Source organism: Maritalea sp. S77, assembly GCF_049801075.1.
Classification (GTDB): Bacteria; Pseudomonadota; Alphaproteobacteria; order Rhizobiales; family Devosiaceae; genus Maritalea.
Genome location: NZ_JBNAGG010000002.1, coordinates 550,000 through 569,016, shown reverse-complemented (window position 1 = coordinate 569,016; position 19,017 = coordinate 550,000). Strand labels below are relative to the sequence as shown.

The 19,017-nt window shown below is 51.1% G+C and carries 20 protein-coding genes; 12 read left to right on the top strand and 8 right to left on the bottom strand.

Annotation, left to right across the window (positions count from 1 at the left end):
* Positions 1-8: 8 nt before the first annotated feature.
* The gene (locus tag ACP15Y_RS10495) at positions 9-896 is read left to right on the top strand and encodes an ABC transporter ATP-binding protein (RefSeq protein WP_424983015.1); all 888 of its coding nucleotides are present in this window, start codon (positions 9-11) and stop codon (positions 894-896) included.
* Positions 893-1,780 (top strand): hypothetical protein, encoded by an 888-nt coding sequence (locus ACP15Y_RS10490; protein WP_424983014.1) that lies wholly within the window; start codon positions 893-895, stop codon positions 1,778-1,780. Before ACP15Y_RS10495 ends, ACP15Y_RS10490 begins: the two co-directional genes overlap by 4 nt.
* Positions 1,781-1,811: 31 nt before the next feature.
* Here ACP15Y_RS10490 and ACP15Y_RS10485 read toward each other — a convergent pair whose 3' ends face one another.
* Complete coding sequence (locus tag ACP15Y_RS10485) at positions 1,812-2,627, bottom strand: RNA methyltransferase (protein ID WP_424983013.1); 816 nt, start codon at positions 2,625-2,627, stop codon at positions 1,812-1,814.
* Between the two features lie 61 nt (positions 2,628-2,688).
* The gene (locus ACP15Y_RS10480) at positions 2,689-3,252 is read right to left on the bottom strand and encodes a GNAT family N-acetyltransferase (protein ID WP_424983012.1); all 564 of its coding nucleotides are present in this window, start codon (positions 3,250-3,252) and stop codon (positions 2,689-2,691) included.
* A 66-nt stretch (positions 3,253-3,318) separates the two neighbouring features.
* On the opposite strand from ACP15Y_RS10480, the gene ACP15Y_RS10475 reads away from it, so the two are divergent.
* From ACP15Y_RS10475 to ACP15Y_RS10465, 3 genes are read left to right on the top strand one after another with little or no spacing between them, the layout of a single operon-like run.
* Entirely contained in the window at positions 3,319-3,738 is a 420-nt protein-coding gene (locus ACP15Y_RS10475; RefSeq protein ID WP_424983011.1) for a GFA family protein, read from the top strand.
* 19 nt (positions 3,739-3,757) lie between these two features.
* Positions 3,758-4,159: a GFA family protein gene (locus ACP15Y_RS10470; RefSeq protein WP_424983010.1), complete on the top strand. Its 402-nt coding sequence runs from the start codon at positions 3,758-3,760 to the stop codon at positions 4,157-4,159.
* Positions 4,156-4,491, top strand: a complete 336-nt coding sequence (locus tag ACP15Y_RS10465) for a TfoX/Sxy family protein (protein WP_424983009.1) — start codon at positions 4,156-4,158, stop codon at positions 4,489-4,491. The genes ACP15Y_RS10470 and ACP15Y_RS10465 overlap by 4 nt, the downstream gene beginning before the upstream one ends.
* Positions 4,492-4,495: 4 nt before the next feature.
* On the opposite strand, the gene ACP15Y_RS10460 is transcribed toward ACP15Y_RS10465, so the two are convergent.
* Positions 4,496-5,032 (bottom strand): peroxiredoxin-like family protein, encoded by a 537-nt coding sequence (locus ACP15Y_RS10460; RefSeq protein WP_424983008.1) that lies wholly within the window; start codon positions 5,030-5,032, stop codon positions 4,496-4,498.
* Between the two features lie 85 nt (positions 5,033-5,117).
* On the opposite strand from ACP15Y_RS10460, the gene ACP15Y_RS10455 reads away from it, so the two are divergent.
* Entirely contained in the window at positions 5,118-5,861 is a 744-nt protein-coding gene (locus ACP15Y_RS10455; protein ID WP_424983007.1) for an AraC family transcriptional regulator, read from the top strand.
* Here ACP15Y_RS10455 and hpt read toward each other — a convergent pair.
* The gene (gene hpt, locus ACP15Y_RS10450) at positions 5,851-6,390 is read right to left on the bottom strand and encodes a hypoxanthine phosphoribosyltransferase (RefSeq protein WP_424983006.1); all 540 of its coding nucleotides are present in this window, start codon (positions 6,388-6,390) and stop codon (positions 5,851-5,853) included. The genes ACP15Y_RS10455 and hpt overlap by 11 nt on opposite strands.
* A 158-nt stretch (positions 6,391-6,548) precedes the next feature.
* Between hpt and ACP15Y_RS10445 the strand changes: the two genes are divergently transcribed.
* Together ACP15Y_RS10445 and ACP15Y_RS10440 are read left to right on the top strand one after the other, a co-directional pair.
* Complete coding sequence (locus tag ACP15Y_RS10445) at positions 6,549-6,977, top strand: GFA family protein (protein ID WP_424983005.1); 429 nt, start codon at positions 6,549-6,551, stop codon at positions 6,975-6,977.
* A 274-nt stretch (positions 6,978-7,251) separates the two neighbouring features.
* Positions 7,252-8,112, top strand: coding sequence for an alpha/beta fold hydrolase (locus ACP15Y_RS10440; RefSeq protein ID WP_424983004.1), 861 nt, complete (start codon positions 7,252-7,254; stop codon positions 8,110-8,112).
* Here ACP15Y_RS10440 and fabF read toward each other — a convergent pair.
* Together fabF and ACP15Y_RS10430 are read right to left on the bottom strand one after the other, a co-directional pair.
* Positions 8,093-9,370, bottom strand: a complete 1,278-nt coding sequence (gene fabF / locus ACP15Y_RS10435) for a beta-ketoacyl-ACP synthase II (RefSeq protein WP_424983003.1) — start codon at positions 9,368-9,370, stop codon at positions 8,093-8,095. The genes ACP15Y_RS10440 and fabF overlap by 20 nt on opposite strands.
* Before the next feature lie 294 nt (positions 9,371-9,664).
* Positions 9,665-10,093, bottom strand: coding sequence for a MarR family winged helix-turn-helix transcriptional regulator (locus ACP15Y_RS10430; protein ID WP_424983002.1), 429 nt, complete (start codon positions 10,091-10,093; stop codon positions 9,665-9,667).
* 161 nt (positions 10,094-10,254) lie between these two features.
* Here ACP15Y_RS10430 and ACP15Y_RS10425 point away from each other — a divergent pair, with 161 nt between their 5' ends.
* From ACP15Y_RS10425 to ACP15Y_RS10410, 4 genes are all read left to right on the top strand, one after another.
* Positions 10,255-11,469, top strand: a complete 1,215-nt coding sequence (locus tag ACP15Y_RS10425; RefSeq protein WP_424983001.1) for an NADP-dependent isocitrate dehydrogenase — start codon at positions 10,255-10,257, stop codon at positions 11,467-11,469.
* 171 nt (positions 11,470-11,640) lie between these two features.
* Positions 11,641-12,408 (top strand): GIN domain-containing protein, encoded by a 768-nt coding sequence (locus ACP15Y_RS10420; protein ID WP_424983000.1) that lies wholly within the window; start codon positions 11,641-11,643, stop codon positions 12,406-12,408.
* A gap of 106 nt (positions 12,409-12,514) precedes the next feature.
* Positions 12,515-13,507: a glycerophosphodiester phosphodiesterase family protein gene (locus tag ACP15Y_RS10415; RefSeq protein ID WP_424982999.1), complete on the top strand. Its 993-nt coding sequence runs from the start codon at positions 12,515-12,517 to the stop codon at positions 13,505-13,507.
* Between the two features lie 106 nt (positions 13,508-13,613).
* A complete protein-coding gene (locus ACP15Y_RS10410) occupies positions 13,614-14,867 on the top strand; it encodes a DUF2254 domain-containing protein (RefSeq protein ID WP_424982998.1) in 1,254 nt (417 codons plus the stop codon).
* Between the two features lie 56 nt (positions 14,868-14,923).
* Here the strand turns inward: ACP15Y_RS10410 and alaS are convergent, their stop codons facing one another.
* On the bottom strand, positions 14,924-17,578 hold the full coding sequence (alaS, locus tag ACP15Y_RS10405) for an alanine--tRNA ligase (protein WP_424982997.1): 2,655 nt from the start codon (positions 17,576-17,578) through the stop codon (positions 14,924-14,926).
* 166 nt (positions 17,579-17,744) lie between these two features.
* Positions 17,745-18,848, bottom strand: a complete 1,104-nt coding sequence (gene recA, locus ACP15Y_RS10400; RefSeq protein ID WP_424982996.1) for a recombinase RecA — start codon at positions 18,846-18,848, stop codon at positions 17,745-17,747.
* Between the last annotated feature and the right edge of the window lie 169 nt (positions 18,849-19,017).

Below are 19,017 nucleotides of genomic sequence, written 5' to 3'. Positions count from 1 at the left end.
GGCGAGTTATGACGAATACAGCTAAGCCCCTTATTGAAGCCCGCAACCTGCGCAAAAGCTTCAACAAAAATGAGATTTTGCACGGGCTCAACTTCACCATCCCAAAGGGCCGTATTGTGGGCCTTATCGGGCATAATGGTGCCGGCAAAACAACGACTTTGAACGCAATTTTGGGCCTAACCGATTGTGAAGGTGACATCACCGTTCTGGGTCAACACCCCTATCAAAACCGCGCTCAATTGATGAACGACATTGCGTTCATCTCAGACGTGGCCAGCTTGCCGCGCTTTTTAAGAGTGCGCGAACTGTTCGACTTAATCGAAGACATACACCCCAACTTTTCCAGGGAGAAGGCAAATGGATTTCTTGAGGGCACAGACATCCGGGCTAATGCAAAGGTCAAGGCTTTATCAAAAGGTATGGTCGCTCAGCTGCACCTTGCTATCGTCATGGCGATCGATGCTTCACTTTTAGTCTTGGACGAGCCAACCCTTGGCTTGGACATTACTTATCGCAAGCGGTTCTATAAGCGTTTGCTTGAAGACTATATGCATGAGGAGCGTACTTTGTTGATCACAACCCACCAGGTTGATGAGATCGAATTTATGCTCACCGACATTATGTTTATCAAAGATGGAGACTTGGTGCTCGATTGCCCCATGGAAGATGTGGGCACACGCTATCACCAACTCGTCACTGATGAAAAAGAGCTCGACGCCCTACATGCGCTCAAGCCAATCTATGTTGAGCAAAAGTTCGGACAAACCATCATGGTGTTCGATGGCGTCAGCCACGACCAGTTGGAGCCATATGGCAAAGTCAGCACACCGACTATTTCAGATTTGTTTGTCGCGCTAATGCAGCGTGAAGATACCCGTAAGGGAGAGATCATATGAATACCTATATCGCCCTCGTAAAACGGGAATTTTTGGAACATCGCGGCGCGTTTTTGATTGCACCTGCTGTAATCACGTTGATTGTGATTGCTGTATTCGCATCCGCCATCATTTTGGGCAGCAGTGACATCCAGGCTGAATTCACCACAATGGATTCAAAAGCCACATTGTTTACCGCCTTTTACGCAATCTCGATTGTGTTGTGGACGGTCTATCTGATGATTGCTCTTTTCTTCTACTATGCTGATTCATTCAGCGCAGACCGGAAGAATAATGGCCTGCTCTTTTGGAAAAGCATGCCGCAATCAGACCTGAAGATCCTCGGCTCAAAAGTGTTGGCCGGTGGCACCATCTTCCCCATGGCAATTGGCGTTTGGATGCTGATCGCTGGTGTGATGGCCTATCTGTTCTCAATTTGGATTGCAGGGTTTGTGCCTGGTGTTAGTACCGCTGATCCGATCAATTTTGTCAGCACTTATATCCAGATGAGCATCTCTGCCGCTGTTATGGTTCTGCTCGCCTTGCTTTGGTATGCCCCATTCTTCGCTTGGGTAGCCTTGCTGTCCACTGTTTTCAAACGTTGGAGCATTCCTCTAGCATTTGTGGTGCCGGGCTTGTTGATCTTGGCTGAGCGCATCTTCCGCTTTAGCGCTGGTAATTTTGAAAGCCATATTGGCAACTTCATTACCTTTCGCTTGGAAAACATGTTCGCCAACGAAGCCCTTTTGGAAGAAATCGCAACGCAAGAATCATTCAATGCAGCGAGCTTTATCGTGGCCATGCTCAATCAATATAACTGGTTGCACATGTTCATTGGCTTGGCGATCACAGCGGGCTTTGTCTACGCTGCAAGCGAATATCGCCGCCGCTTGATCGAAGCCTAATTCAACCGACCTTCAAAACCTAAAAGGACGCCTATTCGGCGTCCTTTTTTTGTTGCAGTTTTTGCTTTTCACGGTGCGGATTGGGCCGCTCATGGCGTCGATCTAGCGCCGCAATAATCCCGCGAAATGTGCGTACCTCTTGCGCATTAAACTTGGCCCGCCCCAGCATAGAGCGGATATTGTTGACCATGGATGGCCGCTTGTCCGCCACTTTGAAATAGTTGGAGCGGTCCAGCGAATCTTCCAAATGCTCATAAAGGCCAACCAATTGTTCACGCGGTGCTGGCTCGCCAACATCTCCCGTAAACGGCAAGTCTTGTGCGCCATTAGCCGCCCGCCGCCATTCATAGGCCAGAACCAAAACGGCCTGCGCAATGTTCAATGAAGCGAACGCTGGCTCCACGGGCAAGGTGACGATTGAATCGCAAAGCGCCACCTCTTCATTGTTCAGCCCCCAGCGCTCTCGCCCAAACAAAATGCCTGCCTTCTGGCCAGAGCCGATATGCGGCACCAATTTATTTGCCGCTTCATCCGGGCCGATGACAGGCTTAAACATGTCGCGAGAACGCGCCGTGGTGGCGTAAACAAGGTTCAAATCGGCAATAGCATCTTCCACGCGATCAAAAACTTGCACCCGATCGATAACGTGATCTGCCTTGGCTGCGGCGCCACGCGCCCGCTCACTCGGCCAACCATCACGCGGGTTTACAATGCGCAAGTCCCACAGGCCAAAATTGGCCATAGCGCGCGCCGCCGTGCCAATATTCTCGCCCAACTGGGGTTCGCATAAAATCACCGCTGGGGTGGGTTTCAGCTCGAAATCTTTAGAGCTATCCGTGCCTGCCATGGTCATTGTCCTTCACATAAGTCGCAGACACATAGGGCGGACAGGCAGCAAAAATCAAGACCTAGCTGCGAAGCGCCCGCCATTCATCTTCCAAAATGGCATAGATATACATGTGATCCCACTCACCTTTGAAAAGCTCGTGTTCGCGAAAATCTGCCTCACGGCGCATTTTCAGCTTTTCCATCAACCGCCAAGATGCCTCATTTGCCGCCGAGCAGCGGGCCGCGATGCGGTGCAAATTGAATTTCTCAAAGCAGCTATCCATAAAAGCGCGCGTGGCTTCATAGCCATAGCCTTTGCCATGGTGCTTGGGTGAAAACACATAGCCAACTTCGCCTTGCCGCGCAGCTTCATTGAGATAAAAGAGCAGCACTTCGCCAATAACCTCGCCCGTTTCCTTTAGCTCGACAGCCAAAAACAAAGCATCGCCGCCAGGTTCCAGCGTTTCTAGCGCCACGCGTTTGTCCAGCGCCTCTTGCATCCCGGCTTTATCGCGCGGCTCATAAGGCAGATAGCGGCAAACATCTGGATCAGAGTGAATGGGAAAGAGCGCATCAAAATCATCGGGGCGCACACGCCGCAAACGCAAACGTTCAGTTTCAATCGGCAGGTCAAATATTTTCATGATCTAGACGGACAACTCGCAATTTATTGAATTGATTCAGCGCCAGAAACGCGCCAAACTCTATAAATGGAAGAGAATGATATTCGCGCGGAATGCGCATGTGGTCAAGCTAAACTGGTTCTAACCGGCTCGCCTAAAACAGCCATGCTGTGCGCATGCCGCCACTGCCAAAAATCAACTGGCAGCGACCATGCTGCGATCAGTCTTTGGTCAGACGATCAGTTTCATTTTTCCGGGGAAACCACCCGATATGATACCGAAGCTGATAGCGGCGCGATTGTGCAGCGACACCGATGCACCAAATGCGGCACGCCAGTCTTCGCCATTTCTAGCCGTTTGAAAAATCATCATTTGGTGCCACTCGGCCTGCTGGGCGAAGCGGCCAACAAGTTTGCGCCCAAATCAATGATTTTTGCCCGCTCGAAATTTGAATGGGATCACACAAGCGATGGGTTGGCGCAATACACCACCTATCGCGACAGCTAAGCATTCTTTGGGGGAGAAAATGAAACAACAAGGACAATGCCATTGCGGCCAGGTTACCTTCACCGTCACGGGCGAGCCCTTGCGCATGGCCTCATGCCATTGCAATGCGTGTCGTCGCGTTTCCGGCACGGGACACTTGTCACAAGCCTTTTACAAAAAAGAGCAAGTTGAAATTCACGGCGAAACCAAAACCCACCAATCATTGTCGGATGCAGGCACAACCCGCACCCGCCATTTTTGCCCGGAATGTGGTTCGCGCCTCTTTTCAGAAAACTCAAAACTACCAGACAATCTCGGCATCGCCGTAGGCGCGTTCAACAATTCGGATTGGTTTAAGCCACAAGTGGCGCTCTACACAGCCGAACGTCCATTATGGGACTATATGGACCCTGAACTGAAAACAGCGGATCACATGACATGAGCGAAGAACGCGAAATTTTGGCAGATCGAATTCGCGGCATAATCGGCGATGACCCGAACGTTACAGAGAAAAAAATGTTCGGCGGCATCGCCTTTATGCTCAATGGCAACATGCTGGTGGGGCCCCATAAAGATGGCACCATGATGGTGCGCGTAGGGCCAGACCTTTATGATGAAGCCCTTGCCCGCCCCGGGGCCGGACTAATGGATTTTACAGGCAAACCCATGAAGGGCTTCGTCAATGTCTCAGGCGACGCCATCGCGTCAGACCAAGGTCTGGCCGAATGGATCGCCCTGGCCACGAGTTTTGTGGGCACCCTACCCGCGAAATAAAGTCCTATACTTCGCCCTGATATTCGCCGCGCGCAGGATAGCTCTTTTCGACCACGAAATCGATTGCCCCCAGCAGTTCGGTGAAGTTTGGGCGTACAAATGGCATTGTTTGAATGGAACTGAAATAAAGGCTCATGTCCGGAGAGATCAAAAACAATCCGGGCTCTGAAAACAGTTTTGGTTCTTCCACGCCGATCGAAGTCATCCCTCGCGATTGAGAGATGAACAAGCCCCATTTCTTCGCTTCTTCCAGTGCAATGCCATAGCCAATACGCAGGTTTTTGGCGTTGATTTTGTCCGCCATTTGCCGCGCACGATCTTCTTCATCTGAGCTGATGGCGACAACGGCAACACCGCGCTTTTCAAACTCCGGCACCAACCGCTCGAGTTCTTTCAAGTAGGTTGCGCAGATTGGGCAATGAAACCCACGATAAAAGCAGATCAACGTGCCACGCTCAGACTGTTCCGAAGAAAGCTGAAAATCACCATGATCCAGTGTGGCAACGTTCAAATCATGAGTTTTTTGTCGAGGAATTAGCATTTCATGCTCCTAAAAATTGACTTGAACCCATCAATATCAGGACATAAAGTTGCCTTGGTCTTATTTTTCCAACCAGAAAGACGAAATGCAAAAAATTGACCGCCTGACAACCCTCATTGAGACGTTCCGTATATCTGCAAGCCTTGAAGCGCCAAAGCGCGCCAATCTCTTTGCCATCAAAGATGAAAAAACCGGACAGATCTCGCTTTATCTTCACCCTCATGCTGTTGGACATATTGGCACGGCGGGCGATGTTTTGTTTGCCCTTTATATCGAGTTTAATCAGCTCGCTCCCGCCTTAGCCGCTGCACTGCCGCACGGCATGTCATTAGAGGTCGAAGACAATCAGGATTTGGCTCATTTGGTTCAGCTTATTGCCAGCGAGGTGCAAATCAATCGATGTGGCGCAAAAGTTGTGATTGCACGTTATGGCGAAATTCTGGTTGTGCGCTTGTTGAGGCATCAGCTCGAAAATGGTCATGCCAAGCCTAGCTTTTTGGCCGGACTGGCGGACGACAGGATCAGCCGTGCCTTGGTCGCCATTCACGAACGGCCGGAACGGCTATGGAACAACGAGGCACTTGCGCAAGAAGCTGGTTTATCTCCCAGCCGTTTCAAGCAGCTATTTGCTCAGCTTGTTTGCGAAACACCCGGCAGCTATCTACGCAGGTGGCGTTTGATGTTGGCTAAAACCGAAATCGAACGCGGGGAGCGGATCGACAAAGTGGCCCGCAGATATGGCTATCGCGCGCCTGATGCCTTTTCACGCGCTTATCTAAAAGAATATGGGCACCGCCCAAAACGGACCAGCAGGCTGGCTAATCAGTAAACCGCACTTTGCCAATATAGGGCAGATTGCGGTTGCGCTGCGCATAATCAATGCCATAGCCCACAACAAACTCGTCCGGAATTTCAAACCCGGTCCAGCTCGCGCTAATATCCACTTCGCGCCGCGAGGGCTTATCCAGCAACGCACACACATCCAGCCGCTTGGGCTTGCGCGACTCCAGCATATGCAGCACATGGTTCAGCGTATGGCCCGTATCGACAATATCTTCGACCACCAACACGTCACGCCCTTCAATCTCGCCACGCAAATCTTTCAAAATCCGCACTTCGCGCGAAGATTCGGTGCTGTTGCCATAAGATGAGGTTTCCAAAAAATCGACTTCAACGGGCAAATCCAACTCCCTCACCAAGTCAGAGATGAATACGAATGACCCGCGCAAAAGCCCCACAACAACTAGCTTGTCTGTGTCCGCATATTTCACCGAGATTTCCTCAGCCAATTCCTCCACGCGTGCCGCGATGGATTTGGCAGAAATCATTTGATCAATCACATAGTTGGAATGGTCCATAAGCCCTCACCTTCAGTGGCAATCTAAACAGCCGATACGCCCCTGTCATCCTTCCATTGCCTTGATCCACAAGCAGAATATCCATTATCGCAGAGCGAAAGGATTGCACAAGTCGCCTATTTCGATAATCTATCCGGATACTTATCGAGAGAAATTCTATGACAGATCAGAAAATCAAATCCGGTAAATGCGCATGTGGCGCCGTCAGCTTTAAAGTCAAAGCCCCAGACACCTATGGCGCCTGTCATTGCGAAATGTGTCGCCATTGGTGTGGCGGGCTTTGGATGGGCGTGGTATGCGACGAGATTGTGGAAATCAACGGCCCGGTGGAAGAATGGAAATCATCAAACATCGCCAGCCGCGGCTTTTGCAGCACCTGCGGCTCGTCTGTTTGGCATAAGCCAAAACAATCAGAAAACTTCACATTTGGCCAAGGCTTATTTGACAATCAAACCGGCTGGACGCTCAGCCGTGAAATCTGCGCCGATGATCAACCCGATCACTACGCCTTGGCAGACAAAGGCCAAAAGGCCTTCACCGGATGGGGCACGCTAATGGCCGTCCTAACCGGCCGCCTTCCGAAATAATCCCATCAACGAAAGCGCGACACCACCCTGCCGCGCTAGCTTTTTGGCATCCCCTTACTTCCATTCAAAGAAGTGCGCTTCAAACGCGTCGCTGCGAACGCCACAGACTTTTCATATCCTTGGTTGGCACACTGCACACCAGCCATTCCACTTTACTTGCGAGAGGCACTGCCCTCGTCACAACTCCCTCGCCACCTCCAGAGCCTAACAACAATTCACCTTTAAAATAACTATCTAGTCAGTTATATAAAGTATGAAATTTGGAGAGCGCAGAATGGCGGCACTATCGGACATATTCTACCAAACATATGGCAATCCAGAGGGCGAACCATTGATCTATTGCCATGGTTGTCCGGGCAGTCATTTGGAAGCAAGCCAATTCCACCGCATAGCTTTGGAGCAGGACATCCGGATCATTGCGTTTGACCGACCTGGGATGGGGCAAACACCGTTTCGAAAAATTCAAAATGTTGCCAAAGAGGCTGAGTTAGTTGCGGAACTGGCTGAAATGTTGCAGCTAGATAAATTCGCCATTATGGGGCTTTCCGGCGGCGCATCGACAGCGCTGGCAGCGGCAGCTCAAATGCCCGAACGACTGACTTACTGCGCCAGTTTTGTCGGCTGGGCGCCGATACATGACAACGTCGAACTGCAAAAGCACCTTGCGCCTGCAGACCGCATATTCTTGAGGCTCAGCAAATATATTCCTTGGGCATTTGGCCTTGGGTTCGCCTATTTGGGGCATCGCCTGAAACAAGGAAAAGAATCTATTCTCAAGATCATAGGCGGATCTCTTAGCAAGAAGGATCGGTCCATTTTGGCCGACAACAACTTCGCTGATTTGTTTGTTGAAGACCTTAAGCTAGCTTTCACGCAAGGATCGAAAGGCCCCGCTCAAGATGGTTACCTGCGCTACAAACCATGGGGATTTGCATTGCACGACATTGGATGCCCCGTCCATCTTTATGCTGCCGCGCAGGATAAATTTGCGCCGCTCGCCTTCGCCCGCACCATGCATGAAGCAATTCCAGCCAGCACGCTGCACATCTTCGAAGATGATGGCCACCTCACCGCCTTCAGGCAATTCCGCAAGGTGGCCGCAGATCTACAGGAAACTATTCACGGGCGAAAATAAGCGTGGCGTTCACGCCGCCGAACCCGAACCCGTTGGACAACACATAATCAATATCGCGCTTTACCGGCCCCTCATTGGCCAGTTCATATTGCGCAGCCGCTTCAATGGGCGTCTCGATGTTAAGGCCCGGCGGCACAGTTTGCTCCCTGAGGGCCATCAGCGAATAAACCGCCTCAATCGCCCCAGCAGCCCCCAACAAGTGGCCAACAGACGCTTTTGTTGAGTTAACGGCAAGCGATTTCCCGCGATCACCAAACACTGTATTGATGGCCGCGATCTCAGCCTCATCTCCAACTGGCGTTGAAGTGCTGTGCGCGTTCACATAATCAATTTGATCCGGCACCAATCCTGCATCCTGAAACGCCAATTTCATTGCGCGCACGCCCCCAGCGCCGCCCGGCGCAAGTGCGGTCAAATGATACGCATCCGCACAAGTGCCATAGCCCGCCACTGTGCCCAAAATGGTCGCACCCCGCGCCCGAGCATGGCTTTCACGCTCCAACACCAAGGTTGCGGCGCCTTCCGAAAGCACAAAGCCCGCATGGTCCTCATCGAATGGTCGCGAAGCCTTTTCTGGCTGGTCATTATATTTTGTGCAGAGCGCGCGCGCCGCACCAAAGCCGCCAATGGCCACCGGGTCAACACAGGCATCTGCGCCACCACACACGGCCACGTCCACAGCACCTGCACGCAACAACCGCACACCATCGCCAATCGCTTGTGCTGATGCGGCACAGGCGGTAATCGGCGAACCGATTTCTCCCTTAAACCCATGTCGAATTGAGATATGCCCCGCGGCCATATTGCCCAAGAAGGAAGGCACCGTGAAAGGCGACAAGCGGCGCGGCCCACGATTGCGGATCACTTCCGTCGCATGTGTCATTGCAGGAAACCCACCAACGCCAGTGGCGATGATTGTTGCTGTGCGTTCCTTTTGATCCTCTGTTTCCGCCACCCAATTTGACTGCTGCAACGCTTCCTCTGTGGCCGCGATAGAGTATTGAATAAACAAATCCATCTTCTTTTGATCTTTGGAATCAATGAAGTCGTTCGGATCAAACCCGTGTGGGTCTTTCTCCTTGCTCGGCACCAGCCCTGCCACCTTCGCAGTATAATCGGTCACATCAAACCGATCATTCTTCACGATGCCGCTTTTGCCAGCCAACAGCCGGTCCCAATTGGTGTTCACCCCAACACCGAGTGGCGTCACCGCCCCCATACCCGTCACCACAATCGGATCATCATTATTCACACGCATTTCGCTCTCCTTTTTGTGTATATACACAAAGGCACACAGACTTGTGCGCACCTTCCTTGTAAGCTGGCGCATTGCGCCAACTGCATTCCTGCCAGTCCGGGCTTCACCCTGACCTGAAGCCAGCGCAAAACCCAAAATTCCTCACCAACTGTTATCGCGCCCGTCCGCTAACCCGGCACTTCAACGCAACACACCTGACACGCCGCCCGCCGCCGCTGGGCTAGCAACACAACGCCAAACACAGCCCAAAAATTACGAAATGTGTATATACACATTGAGGCGCAAAAAATATGGCTACAATTTGGCCACCCGCTTCAGCACATTGAGTGCAGCATCCAGTTCCTCTCGGCTCACCACGTCCAAAATTGCATCCTGCGCTGCCTGCCAATGCGGCACCATTGCTTCAAACAGCGCCTGCCCCTTTGCGGTGAGGCTATAGATAACGCCATTGCCCTTATCTGCGGCACGCTTTTGCACCACGCCCTTTTTCTCCAGAAGCGATAGATTGCGCGACAAGGTAGAGCGTTCAATCGCCAAATAGTCAGCCAGCGCCGAAACGGAATCATGCTCTGCCCCGGCCAGCGACGCGATCAGCGAAAATTGCTCGGTGGTGATCTCAAACCGCCCCAAGCGGCGCGAAAAGTTGCGCGTCATCATGCGCGAGGCTGCACGCGTATTGCGCAGCACACATCTCTCCATTTCCAAAATCGCTTTTTCGTTCATGCCCACTTCATGCCGTGTATTTACACATCCGTCAAGCGCATTTGATCATGCCATTTGTGCACCAATCAGTCTTTGCCTTTTCCCCCACAAATGCTATAGGGGCGCTGAACACCCGTCTTAAGCAAGGCGGGCCTCCCAACTTTTAGCTTTGCGGAGTTCTCATGAGCAAAATTAAGGTAACCAATCCTGTCGTCGAACTCGACGGCGACGAGATGACACGGATCATCTGGCAATTCATTAAAGACAAACTGATCCACCCCTATCTCGACATCGATCTCGAATATTACGATTTGGGCATTGAGGCGCGGGACGCGACCGATGACCAAATCACTGTGGACGCTGCAAACGCCATCAAAAAGCACGGCGTTGGCGTTAAATGTGCCACCATCACCCCAGATGAAGACCGGGTTGAAGAGTTCGGCTTGAAGCGTATGTACCGCTCGCCAAACGGCACCATCCGGAACATCTTGGGCGGCGTTATTTTCCGCGAGCCGATCATCTGCCGCAACGTGCCTCGCTTGGTTCCAGGCTGGACACAGCCAATCATCGTTGGCCGTCACGCATTTGGTGACCAATATCGCGCGACAGACTTTAAATTCCCGGGCAAAGGCAAATTGTCCATCAAATTTGTAGGCGAAGACGGCGAAGAGATCGAACACGAAGTCTATGATGCTCCAAGCTCAGGCGTGGCAATGGCCATGTACAACTTGGACGATTCAATTCGTGATTTTGCCCGCGCCAGCATGAACTATGCGTTGAACCGCAAAGTGCCTTGCTACTTGTCTACTAAAAACACCATCATGAAAGCCTATGATGGCCGCTTTAAAGACCTCTTCCAAGAAGTCTACGAAGCTGAGTTTAAAGACAAGTATGAAGAAGCCAAAATTTGGTACGAGCACCGCTTGATCGACGATATGGTTGCTTCTGCGCTTAAATGGTCTGGCGGCTATGTTTGGGCCTGTAAAAACTATGATGGCGACGTACAGTCAGACACAGTGGCACAAGGCTTTGGTTCACTCGGCTTGATGACTTCTGTTTTGATGTCACCAGATGGCAAAACAGTGGAAGCCGAGGCGGCGCACGGCACAGTGACACGTCACTATCGTCAGCACCAAAAAGGTGAAGCCACTTCAACCAACTCAACAGCGTCTATCTTCGCATGGACACGTGGCCTCGCCCACCGCGCGAAATTGGACGACAATGAAGCTTTGGCAAACTTTGCTGCAACTTTGGAAAAAACCGTTGTGGACACCATCGAAGGTGGCCAAATGACCAAAGATTTGGCTTTGTTGGTTGGCCCAGATCAAGAATGGCTCTCAACAATTGGTTTCTTGGAAGCTATTGACGAGAACCTTCAAAAAGCTATGAGTAAATAGAGCACCAAGCTCATATATTGATTCAAGAAAGGCCGCGAAGCATTTGTCTTCGCCGCCTTTTCTTTGTTTAGAATTGTGTCGCAAAAATTTCTTACGAAATCTCAGCATCTTCCCTTGTATGCGCAGATATCCGCCCAATATTTGAAGGACAATCGAACACAAGGTGAATTTATGTTTCGTCCCTCCCAGACAACCATTGCCAAAAAATCAAATTTTGCCCAGTCCACTCATTTAGCTGCCCTTGGCTTGGCCATCGGCGCTTTTGCCGTTGCGAGCCAGCCTGCATTTGCGCAGGAAACCCGCACTTATGATTTTAAAGATTTTTCCGCCGTCAACGTTTCAGAAGCAGTTGATGCCTACATCACCTATGGTGACAGCTTTGCAATAACCGCAGAGGCAAAAGACGCAAAAACACTGGAAACACTGAATATCAAACAAAGCGGCGATGCGCTTAAAATTGATCGTGAAGAAGAAGGCTTCCTCAAAAGCCTTACAGATTGGTTCAGCAGCCCCTCACCGAAAGTGCGCATCCAAATGCCAACCATTTCAGATGCGCATGTTTCCGCCGGTTCAGACCTCTATCTTGAAGGGTTTGACCTTGAAAGATTAGGCGTACACAGCAGCGCTGGAGCCGATTTCTACGGCAAAGACCTGAGCGTAAATGAAATCAAGGCGCGCGCCTCCGCCGGCGGAGATATCGAACTCGCTGGCACATGCGGCGATGCTGACCTGCAGGCTAGCTCGGGGTCCGACCTAGATGCACGCAATCTAGAATGTACCTCTGTCGAAATCTCCGCATCTTCTGGTAGCGATGTAAGTGCCTTCGCCAGCGACAAAGCGGCAGCCGATGCCAGCTCTGGCGCAGATGTGAACATTTACGGCTCACCAGCAGAGACACGCAATAACACTTCAAGTGGCGGTGAAGTCACCGTTCATTAGAACAGTCAGGGCGCTGCATCTCAGCGCCCTTTTCTTTCCATCTCTGCCCTATTTTGCCCGCAATGCACGCAAATAGATGCTGCAGCAAGCAAATATTGGGGGTTCCATGCGCAAAAGATATTGGGTTGTTTTAGGGTTTATCGGTGCCATTACTGGCCTATGGGCATGGAACAGCTCGCTGATTGCAGGCCCATCCTCAAATGGGAAACTTGAATTTATCGCCCATCGCGGCTTGCACCAAACATTCCATCGTGAAGGCCTCACCAACCAAACCTGCACAGCCGAGCGCATATTCCCGCCCAGCCATGATTATCTAGAAAACACACCAGAATCCACCAATGCTGCTATTGAACTAGGTGCAGATATTGTCGAGATCGACATCGCCCCAACGATGGACAATAAACTGGCCGTTTTCCACGACTGGACATTAGATTGCCGCACCAATGGCACGGGCCCCATTCGCGACAAAAAGATGGCAGATCTGCGCCAACTCGATGTGGGCTATGGCTACACCGCAGACGAGGGAAAAACCTTCCCTTTCCGCGGCAAATTTGTTGGCCAACTCTATGAACTAAGCGAGTTTATCAAGCGCGTTCAGCCATCAGACGCCAAATTGCTGATCAATTTCAAAAGTGACGATCCTGAAGAAGCAAAATTGCTGCTCGACTATTTTGAAAATGATCCAAAGCTCAATCAAATGACCATTGCTGTTTATGGCGGCGCACGCCCCGTTGCCGAAACAATTGCCAAAAGGCCAGACCTCGGTGGCTATAGCAAACAAGACACCAAGGCCTGCCTCTTGAAATATATCGCTCTCGGTTGGTCGGGCCATGTGCCGGAAGAGTGCCACAACAAATGGGTCTCCGTTCCAGCCAACATTGCCCCCGCCATGTGGGGTTGGCCCCATCGCCTCACCAAAAGACTTGCCGAGCATAATTCACGCCTAGTCTTGCTTGGTCCCATGGACCTAACCGACATTAAATCAGGCACCACCGGCATCGATCAGCTTGATCAATTGGACTATATTCCGGAGAACTTCGACGGATATATCTGGACCAATCGACTTGAGGTGCTCAAGCCAGCCCTGGACGCGCGGTAAGGCGCTGCAATCTAAACGAATTTAGTTGCACATGCCCATTTTCAGCTCGGCATAAGCCAGCTAAACTGGCCATATCTAAGCCGCCAACCTGCTGAAAGTGGTCTATATGTTTGCGTCCAAATTCTATTTCTTGTTCAAGCGGTTGCTCTCTGAAATTTGGATCAGACTCACCGCATTTTCTCTTTTGGCCATCATCACCGCATTGGCGGCTATTCTGCTGCGCCCTATTTTGCCGGAGGCATGGATTTGGGAGCTTGGCGCAAAATCTGTTGAGCCCATTCTCAACATCATCGCGTCGTCAATGCTGGCGGTCTCCACTTTCTCTTTGGGCATCATGGCCAATGCGATGAACGGCGCCGCCCAGTCCACCACGCCCCGTGCCACCCAATTATTGCTACGCGATAAAACCTCACAAAATGTGCTCACCACATTTCTAGGGTCATTAATCTTCGCTTTGGTCGGCATCATCGCCTTGCACATGGGCGTATATGACCAAGGTGGCCGCATCGTTCTATTGGCCATGACGCTGTTGATCTTGGTGATCATTTTCACCTCCTTCATCCGATGGATCGACCTGCTTCGTGTTTTTGGGCGCATCCCAGACACGTTAGATCGTGTAGAAAAAGCAACGCTCTCCACACTCGAGAACTGGCAAGTTGATCCGCATTTAGGCTGCAATCAATATCGGGAGGAAGAACTAAAAACCGCTGATTGGATGCCAATCTATGCCGCACAGCCGAAATTTGTTCAGCATGTGGATCTGCGCGCGCTGAATACGCTTGCCGAGGCGCGCGATGAGCGTATCTTTCTCACAGCGCAGCCTGGCGCCTTTGCATGCCCCACCTTGCCGCTTGCTTGGTGTTCGACAAAGCTGGACGATGACGAAATAGACAAGGTGCAACGTACTTTTCACTTGGCCAACGAGCGTACATTCGCGCAAGACCCAGAGTTCGGGTTTATCGTTTTGTCGGAAACAGCAACCCGCGCCCTTTCCAAAGCCATCAACGATCCCGGCACGGCAATGGATTGTCTCAATCGCGGCCTACGCATTCTGTTACACATTGAACCCGAAGAGCTCGATACACCAAAATTCGAACATCTCTGGATTGCGCCCGTTCCGCTCAACCAAATCCTACAAACATTGCTGGTCCCAGTGATGCGCGATGGCGTCGAGATTTTTGAAGTTCAAGAGACAATCGTACAATGCATGGAAAATTTGGTTGCCGCGAACAAAGATTTATTTGCTGAACCGCTACAGCCCATCATTGAAAAACATCTGAGCTATATCGAAATGGGTCCGTTGCTCCCTGATGATAAAGGCGTGCTTAAAGACAGGCTAAGCAATTTGCTGATCAGCTAATCGCAAAAAAGGCCGCCCATATAGGGCGGCCCTTTCAAATTGATTTCCAACAAATTTTAGTTGGACAGTTTAGCGCGAACCGCATCAATAGCATTTTGTGCCTTGTCTGCATTTGGTCCGCCACCTTGCGCCATATCAGGGCGACCACCGCCCCCTTTTCCGCCAAGTGTCTCAACAGCAATCTTCACAAAATCAACTGCGTTAAGCTTGTCTTTCAAGTCGTCGGTCACGCCCACAGCAACGCCAACCTTGCCATCGTCACCAATGCCAACAATGGCCACAACGCCAGATTTAATCTGATCTTTGCCCTGGTCCACTAGCCCGCGCAATTCTTTGCTTGGCAAGCCTTCAGCAACCCGGCCCATAAAGTTGATATCACCAACCTTCTCGATCTCACTGCCGCCACCGGCGCCGCCGCCCATAGCCAATTTCTGCCGCGCTTCTGCCAATTGCTTTTCAAGCTGCTTGCGCTCGTCAATCAGCGCATCCACGCGGGTGACAATGTCCTTTGGCGCTACCTTTAGGCGATCCGCAATCTGGCGCACCCGCGCTTCTTGCTCTGCAAAATAGGCACGCGCTGCATCACCAGTCAGTGCCTCAATCCGGCGCACGCCAGAAGCCACCGCACTTTCACCCACAACAGCAACCACGCCAATCTCGCCAGTGGCGCGCACGTGGGTGCCACCGCAAAGCTCCATTGAATAGGCTCTGTTTGATTTATTGTCATTGAGCGGCTTGCCCATCGAAACAACGCGCACTTCGTCGCCATATTTCTCGCCAAAGAGCGCCATCGCGCCCGCTTCAATGGCATCATCAACCGCCATCAAACGGGTCTCAACAGGGCTATTTTGCAAAATAACCGCATTGGCCATTTGCTCAATTTTCTGCATTTCTTCAACGCCCACCGCTTTGGTGTGCGAAAAGTCAAAACGCAAGCGATCAGGCGAAACCATAGAGCCCTTTTGCGCCACATGGTCACCCAATGTTTCGCGCAACGCCTCATGCAACAGGTGAGTTGCCGAGTGATTGGCCCGAATCGACTGACGGCGCGTATCATTAACGCTCAGATGCAACGCATCACCCACCTTCACAGTGCCCTCGTCTACTTTGGCATGGTGCGCAAATACGCCCGCACTTTTTGTGGTGTTGGAAATTGTAGCAGCAACGCCTTCTTCAAAAGCTCGACCTGTATCGCCAACCTGGCCACCGCTCTCGCCATAAAACGGGGTCTGGTTAAACACCAAAATGCCGCTCTCGCCAGCTGCTAACTGTTCAACCTGCTCGCCATCTTTCACAATGGCCACAACTTCACCGTCCGCTTGCTCGGTTTCGTAGCCGAGAAACTCTGTGGTGCCTTTCTGGTCGGCAATGGCAAACCAAACCGCCTCAGATGCAGCATCGCCCGAACCGGACCAATTCTTCCGCGCTTCGGCCTTTTGTGCAGCCATCGCATCGTCAAAGCCTTTTTGATCGACATTGATGCCGCGTTGACGCAACGCATCTTGGGTCAAATCCAGCGGAAAACCATAAGTGTCGTAAAGCTTAAATGCGGTCGCGCCATCGAGAGTCGCGCCTTCATTTAGTTCATCAGTTTCATCTTCAAGAATTTGCAGGCCACGGCTCAAGGTTTTGAGGAAGCGCTCTTCCTCAAGTTTGATCGTTTCTTTGATCATTGCCTCACCGCGCGACAGCTCAGGATAGGCCTGCCCCATCTCGCGCACCAAGCTGCCCACAAGTTTGTTGATCACTGGCTCATTGGCACCCAACAAGGTCGCGTGGCGCATGGCACGGCGCATGATCCGCCGCAACACATAGCCGCGTCCTTCATTCGAGGGTAAAACACCTTCGGAAATCAAAAAGGACATAGACCGCAAATGGTCAGCAATCACGCGGCGGCTTTGATCGCCCTTGTCGCCAATATCAGTGTTGGTCACATCCGCGACGCTAGCCAACAAGGCCTTAAACATATCAGTTTGATAATTATCGTGTGTGCCTTGCAACACGGCCGCAATCCGCTCAAGGCCCATGCCGGTATCAATCGAAGGCCGTGGCAAATCTGTGCGGTCGCCATTGGTGTGCTGTTCATATTGCATGAACACCAAATTCCAAATCTCGATAAAACGGTCACCATCTTCTTCAGGGCTTCCCGGAGGGCCGCCCCAAATGTGATCGCCGTGATCATAAAAGATTTCAGAAGAAGGGCCGCATGGTCCCGTATCACCCATCATCCAGAAATTGTCATTTGTGGAGATGCGAATAATCCGATCATCTGTCAGGCCCGCAATCTTCTTCCAAAGATCAAAAGCCTCATCATCCTCATGATAAACCGTGATCAACAGCTTATCTTTTGAAAGACCAAACTCCTTGTGCACCATCTGCCAAGCATGTTGGATCGCCTGCTCTTTGAAATAATCGCCAAAGGAGAAGTTACCCAACATTTCAAAAAATGTGTGGTGACGAGCAGTGAACCCAACATTATCCAAATCATTGTGCTTGCCACCCGCGCGCACACATTTTTGTGCACTCGTCGCACGGGAATAATCGCGCTTCTCTACCCCGGTGAACACATTTTTAAATGGCACCATTCCGGAGTTTACAAACATAAGAGTTGGGTCATTGCGCGGCACCAATGGCGCGCTTTCGACCAATTCGTGATCATGCTGGCTAAAATAATCAAGAAACTTGGATCGAATATCGTTTACGCTGGTCATAAATCTCTATTGGCCTTGCACAAAAGTCAGAACTTCAGGCGGTTTTACACGCCACAACCCGCCCTGTCCAGCAATTGAGTGGCGGTTAAAGTGCCACAAGACAAACAAAAAAGGCGCCGAATAAATTCGACGCCTAAATGTCAGCAAGGACAATTTATTCCAACATCTATTTGTTGGAATTATCGACAATCTCAAGGCTCTCATCAGCCTCAGTTTTGTCTGGTTGCGGTGGGGCAATCATATTCTCTGTCAAAAGCCCGGCGCTCTCGCGCACGCCACTTTCAATCTCATAGGCAATCTGCGGGTTATCCTTTAGGAATTGACGCGCATTTTCGCGGCCCTGCCCCAAACGTTGGCTGTCATAAGAGAACCAAGACCCAGACTTTTCAACCATGCCAGCCTTCACGCCCAAGTCGAGCAATTCGCCAGTTTTAGAAATGCCTTCGCCATAAATAATATCAAACTCAACCTGACGGAATGGAGGGGCAAGCTTGTTCTTCACCACCTTCACCCGTGTTTGGTTACCCACCACTTCGTCGCGATCTTTAATCGCGCCGATGCGGCGAATATCCAAACGTACAGAAGAGTAAAACTTCAGCGCGTTACCACCGGTTGTTGTTTCAGGTGAACCAAACATCACGCCGATCTTCATCCGAATTTGGTTGATGAAAATCACCATGGTTTTCGAACGAGAAATAGATGCGGTCAATTTGCGCATCGCTTGGCTCATCAAGCGCGCTTGCAAACCAGGCAAGCTATCGCCCATCTCACCCTCAAGCTCAGCTTTAGGCGTTAGCGCCGCAACGGAGTCGACCACCAAAAGATCGATCGCACCAGAGCGCACCAATGTATCCGCGATTTCCAGCGCTTGCTCACCAGTGTCAGGCTGCGAAATGAGTAAATCATCAATGTTCACCCCCAGCTTGCGGGCATAAACTGGATCGAGCGCATGTTCAGCATCCACAAAGGCACAAATGCCGCCAGCTTTTTGAGCTTCGGCAATCGCATGAAGTGTCAAAGTTGTTTTACCAGAACTCTCTGGCCCGAACACTTCAATCACACGGCCACGCGGCAACCCGCCAATGCCCAATGCAATATCCAAGCCCAAAGACCCGGTTGGGATAGATTCAACCTCCACGGCGGAGTTTTCACCCAACCGCATAACAGAGCCTTTACCGAAATTTCGCTCAATCTGAGAGAGCGCGGCTTCAAGTGCCTTATTCTTATCCATAGATCCCCCTTCGACCACGCGAAGTTGTGAATTTGCCATATGCCCTCTCCTTATTCCAAAGTCCAAGGTCCCATGCAAATTTATTCGGGCCCGGGTGAAAATATAATTTGTACTATATTTGTTCTCATATTTTCACCATTTTGTCAACCGATATAAATATCTGCAATATATACGCTTTTCAGGTTTGTTCTTTTTTTGATCTAAAACA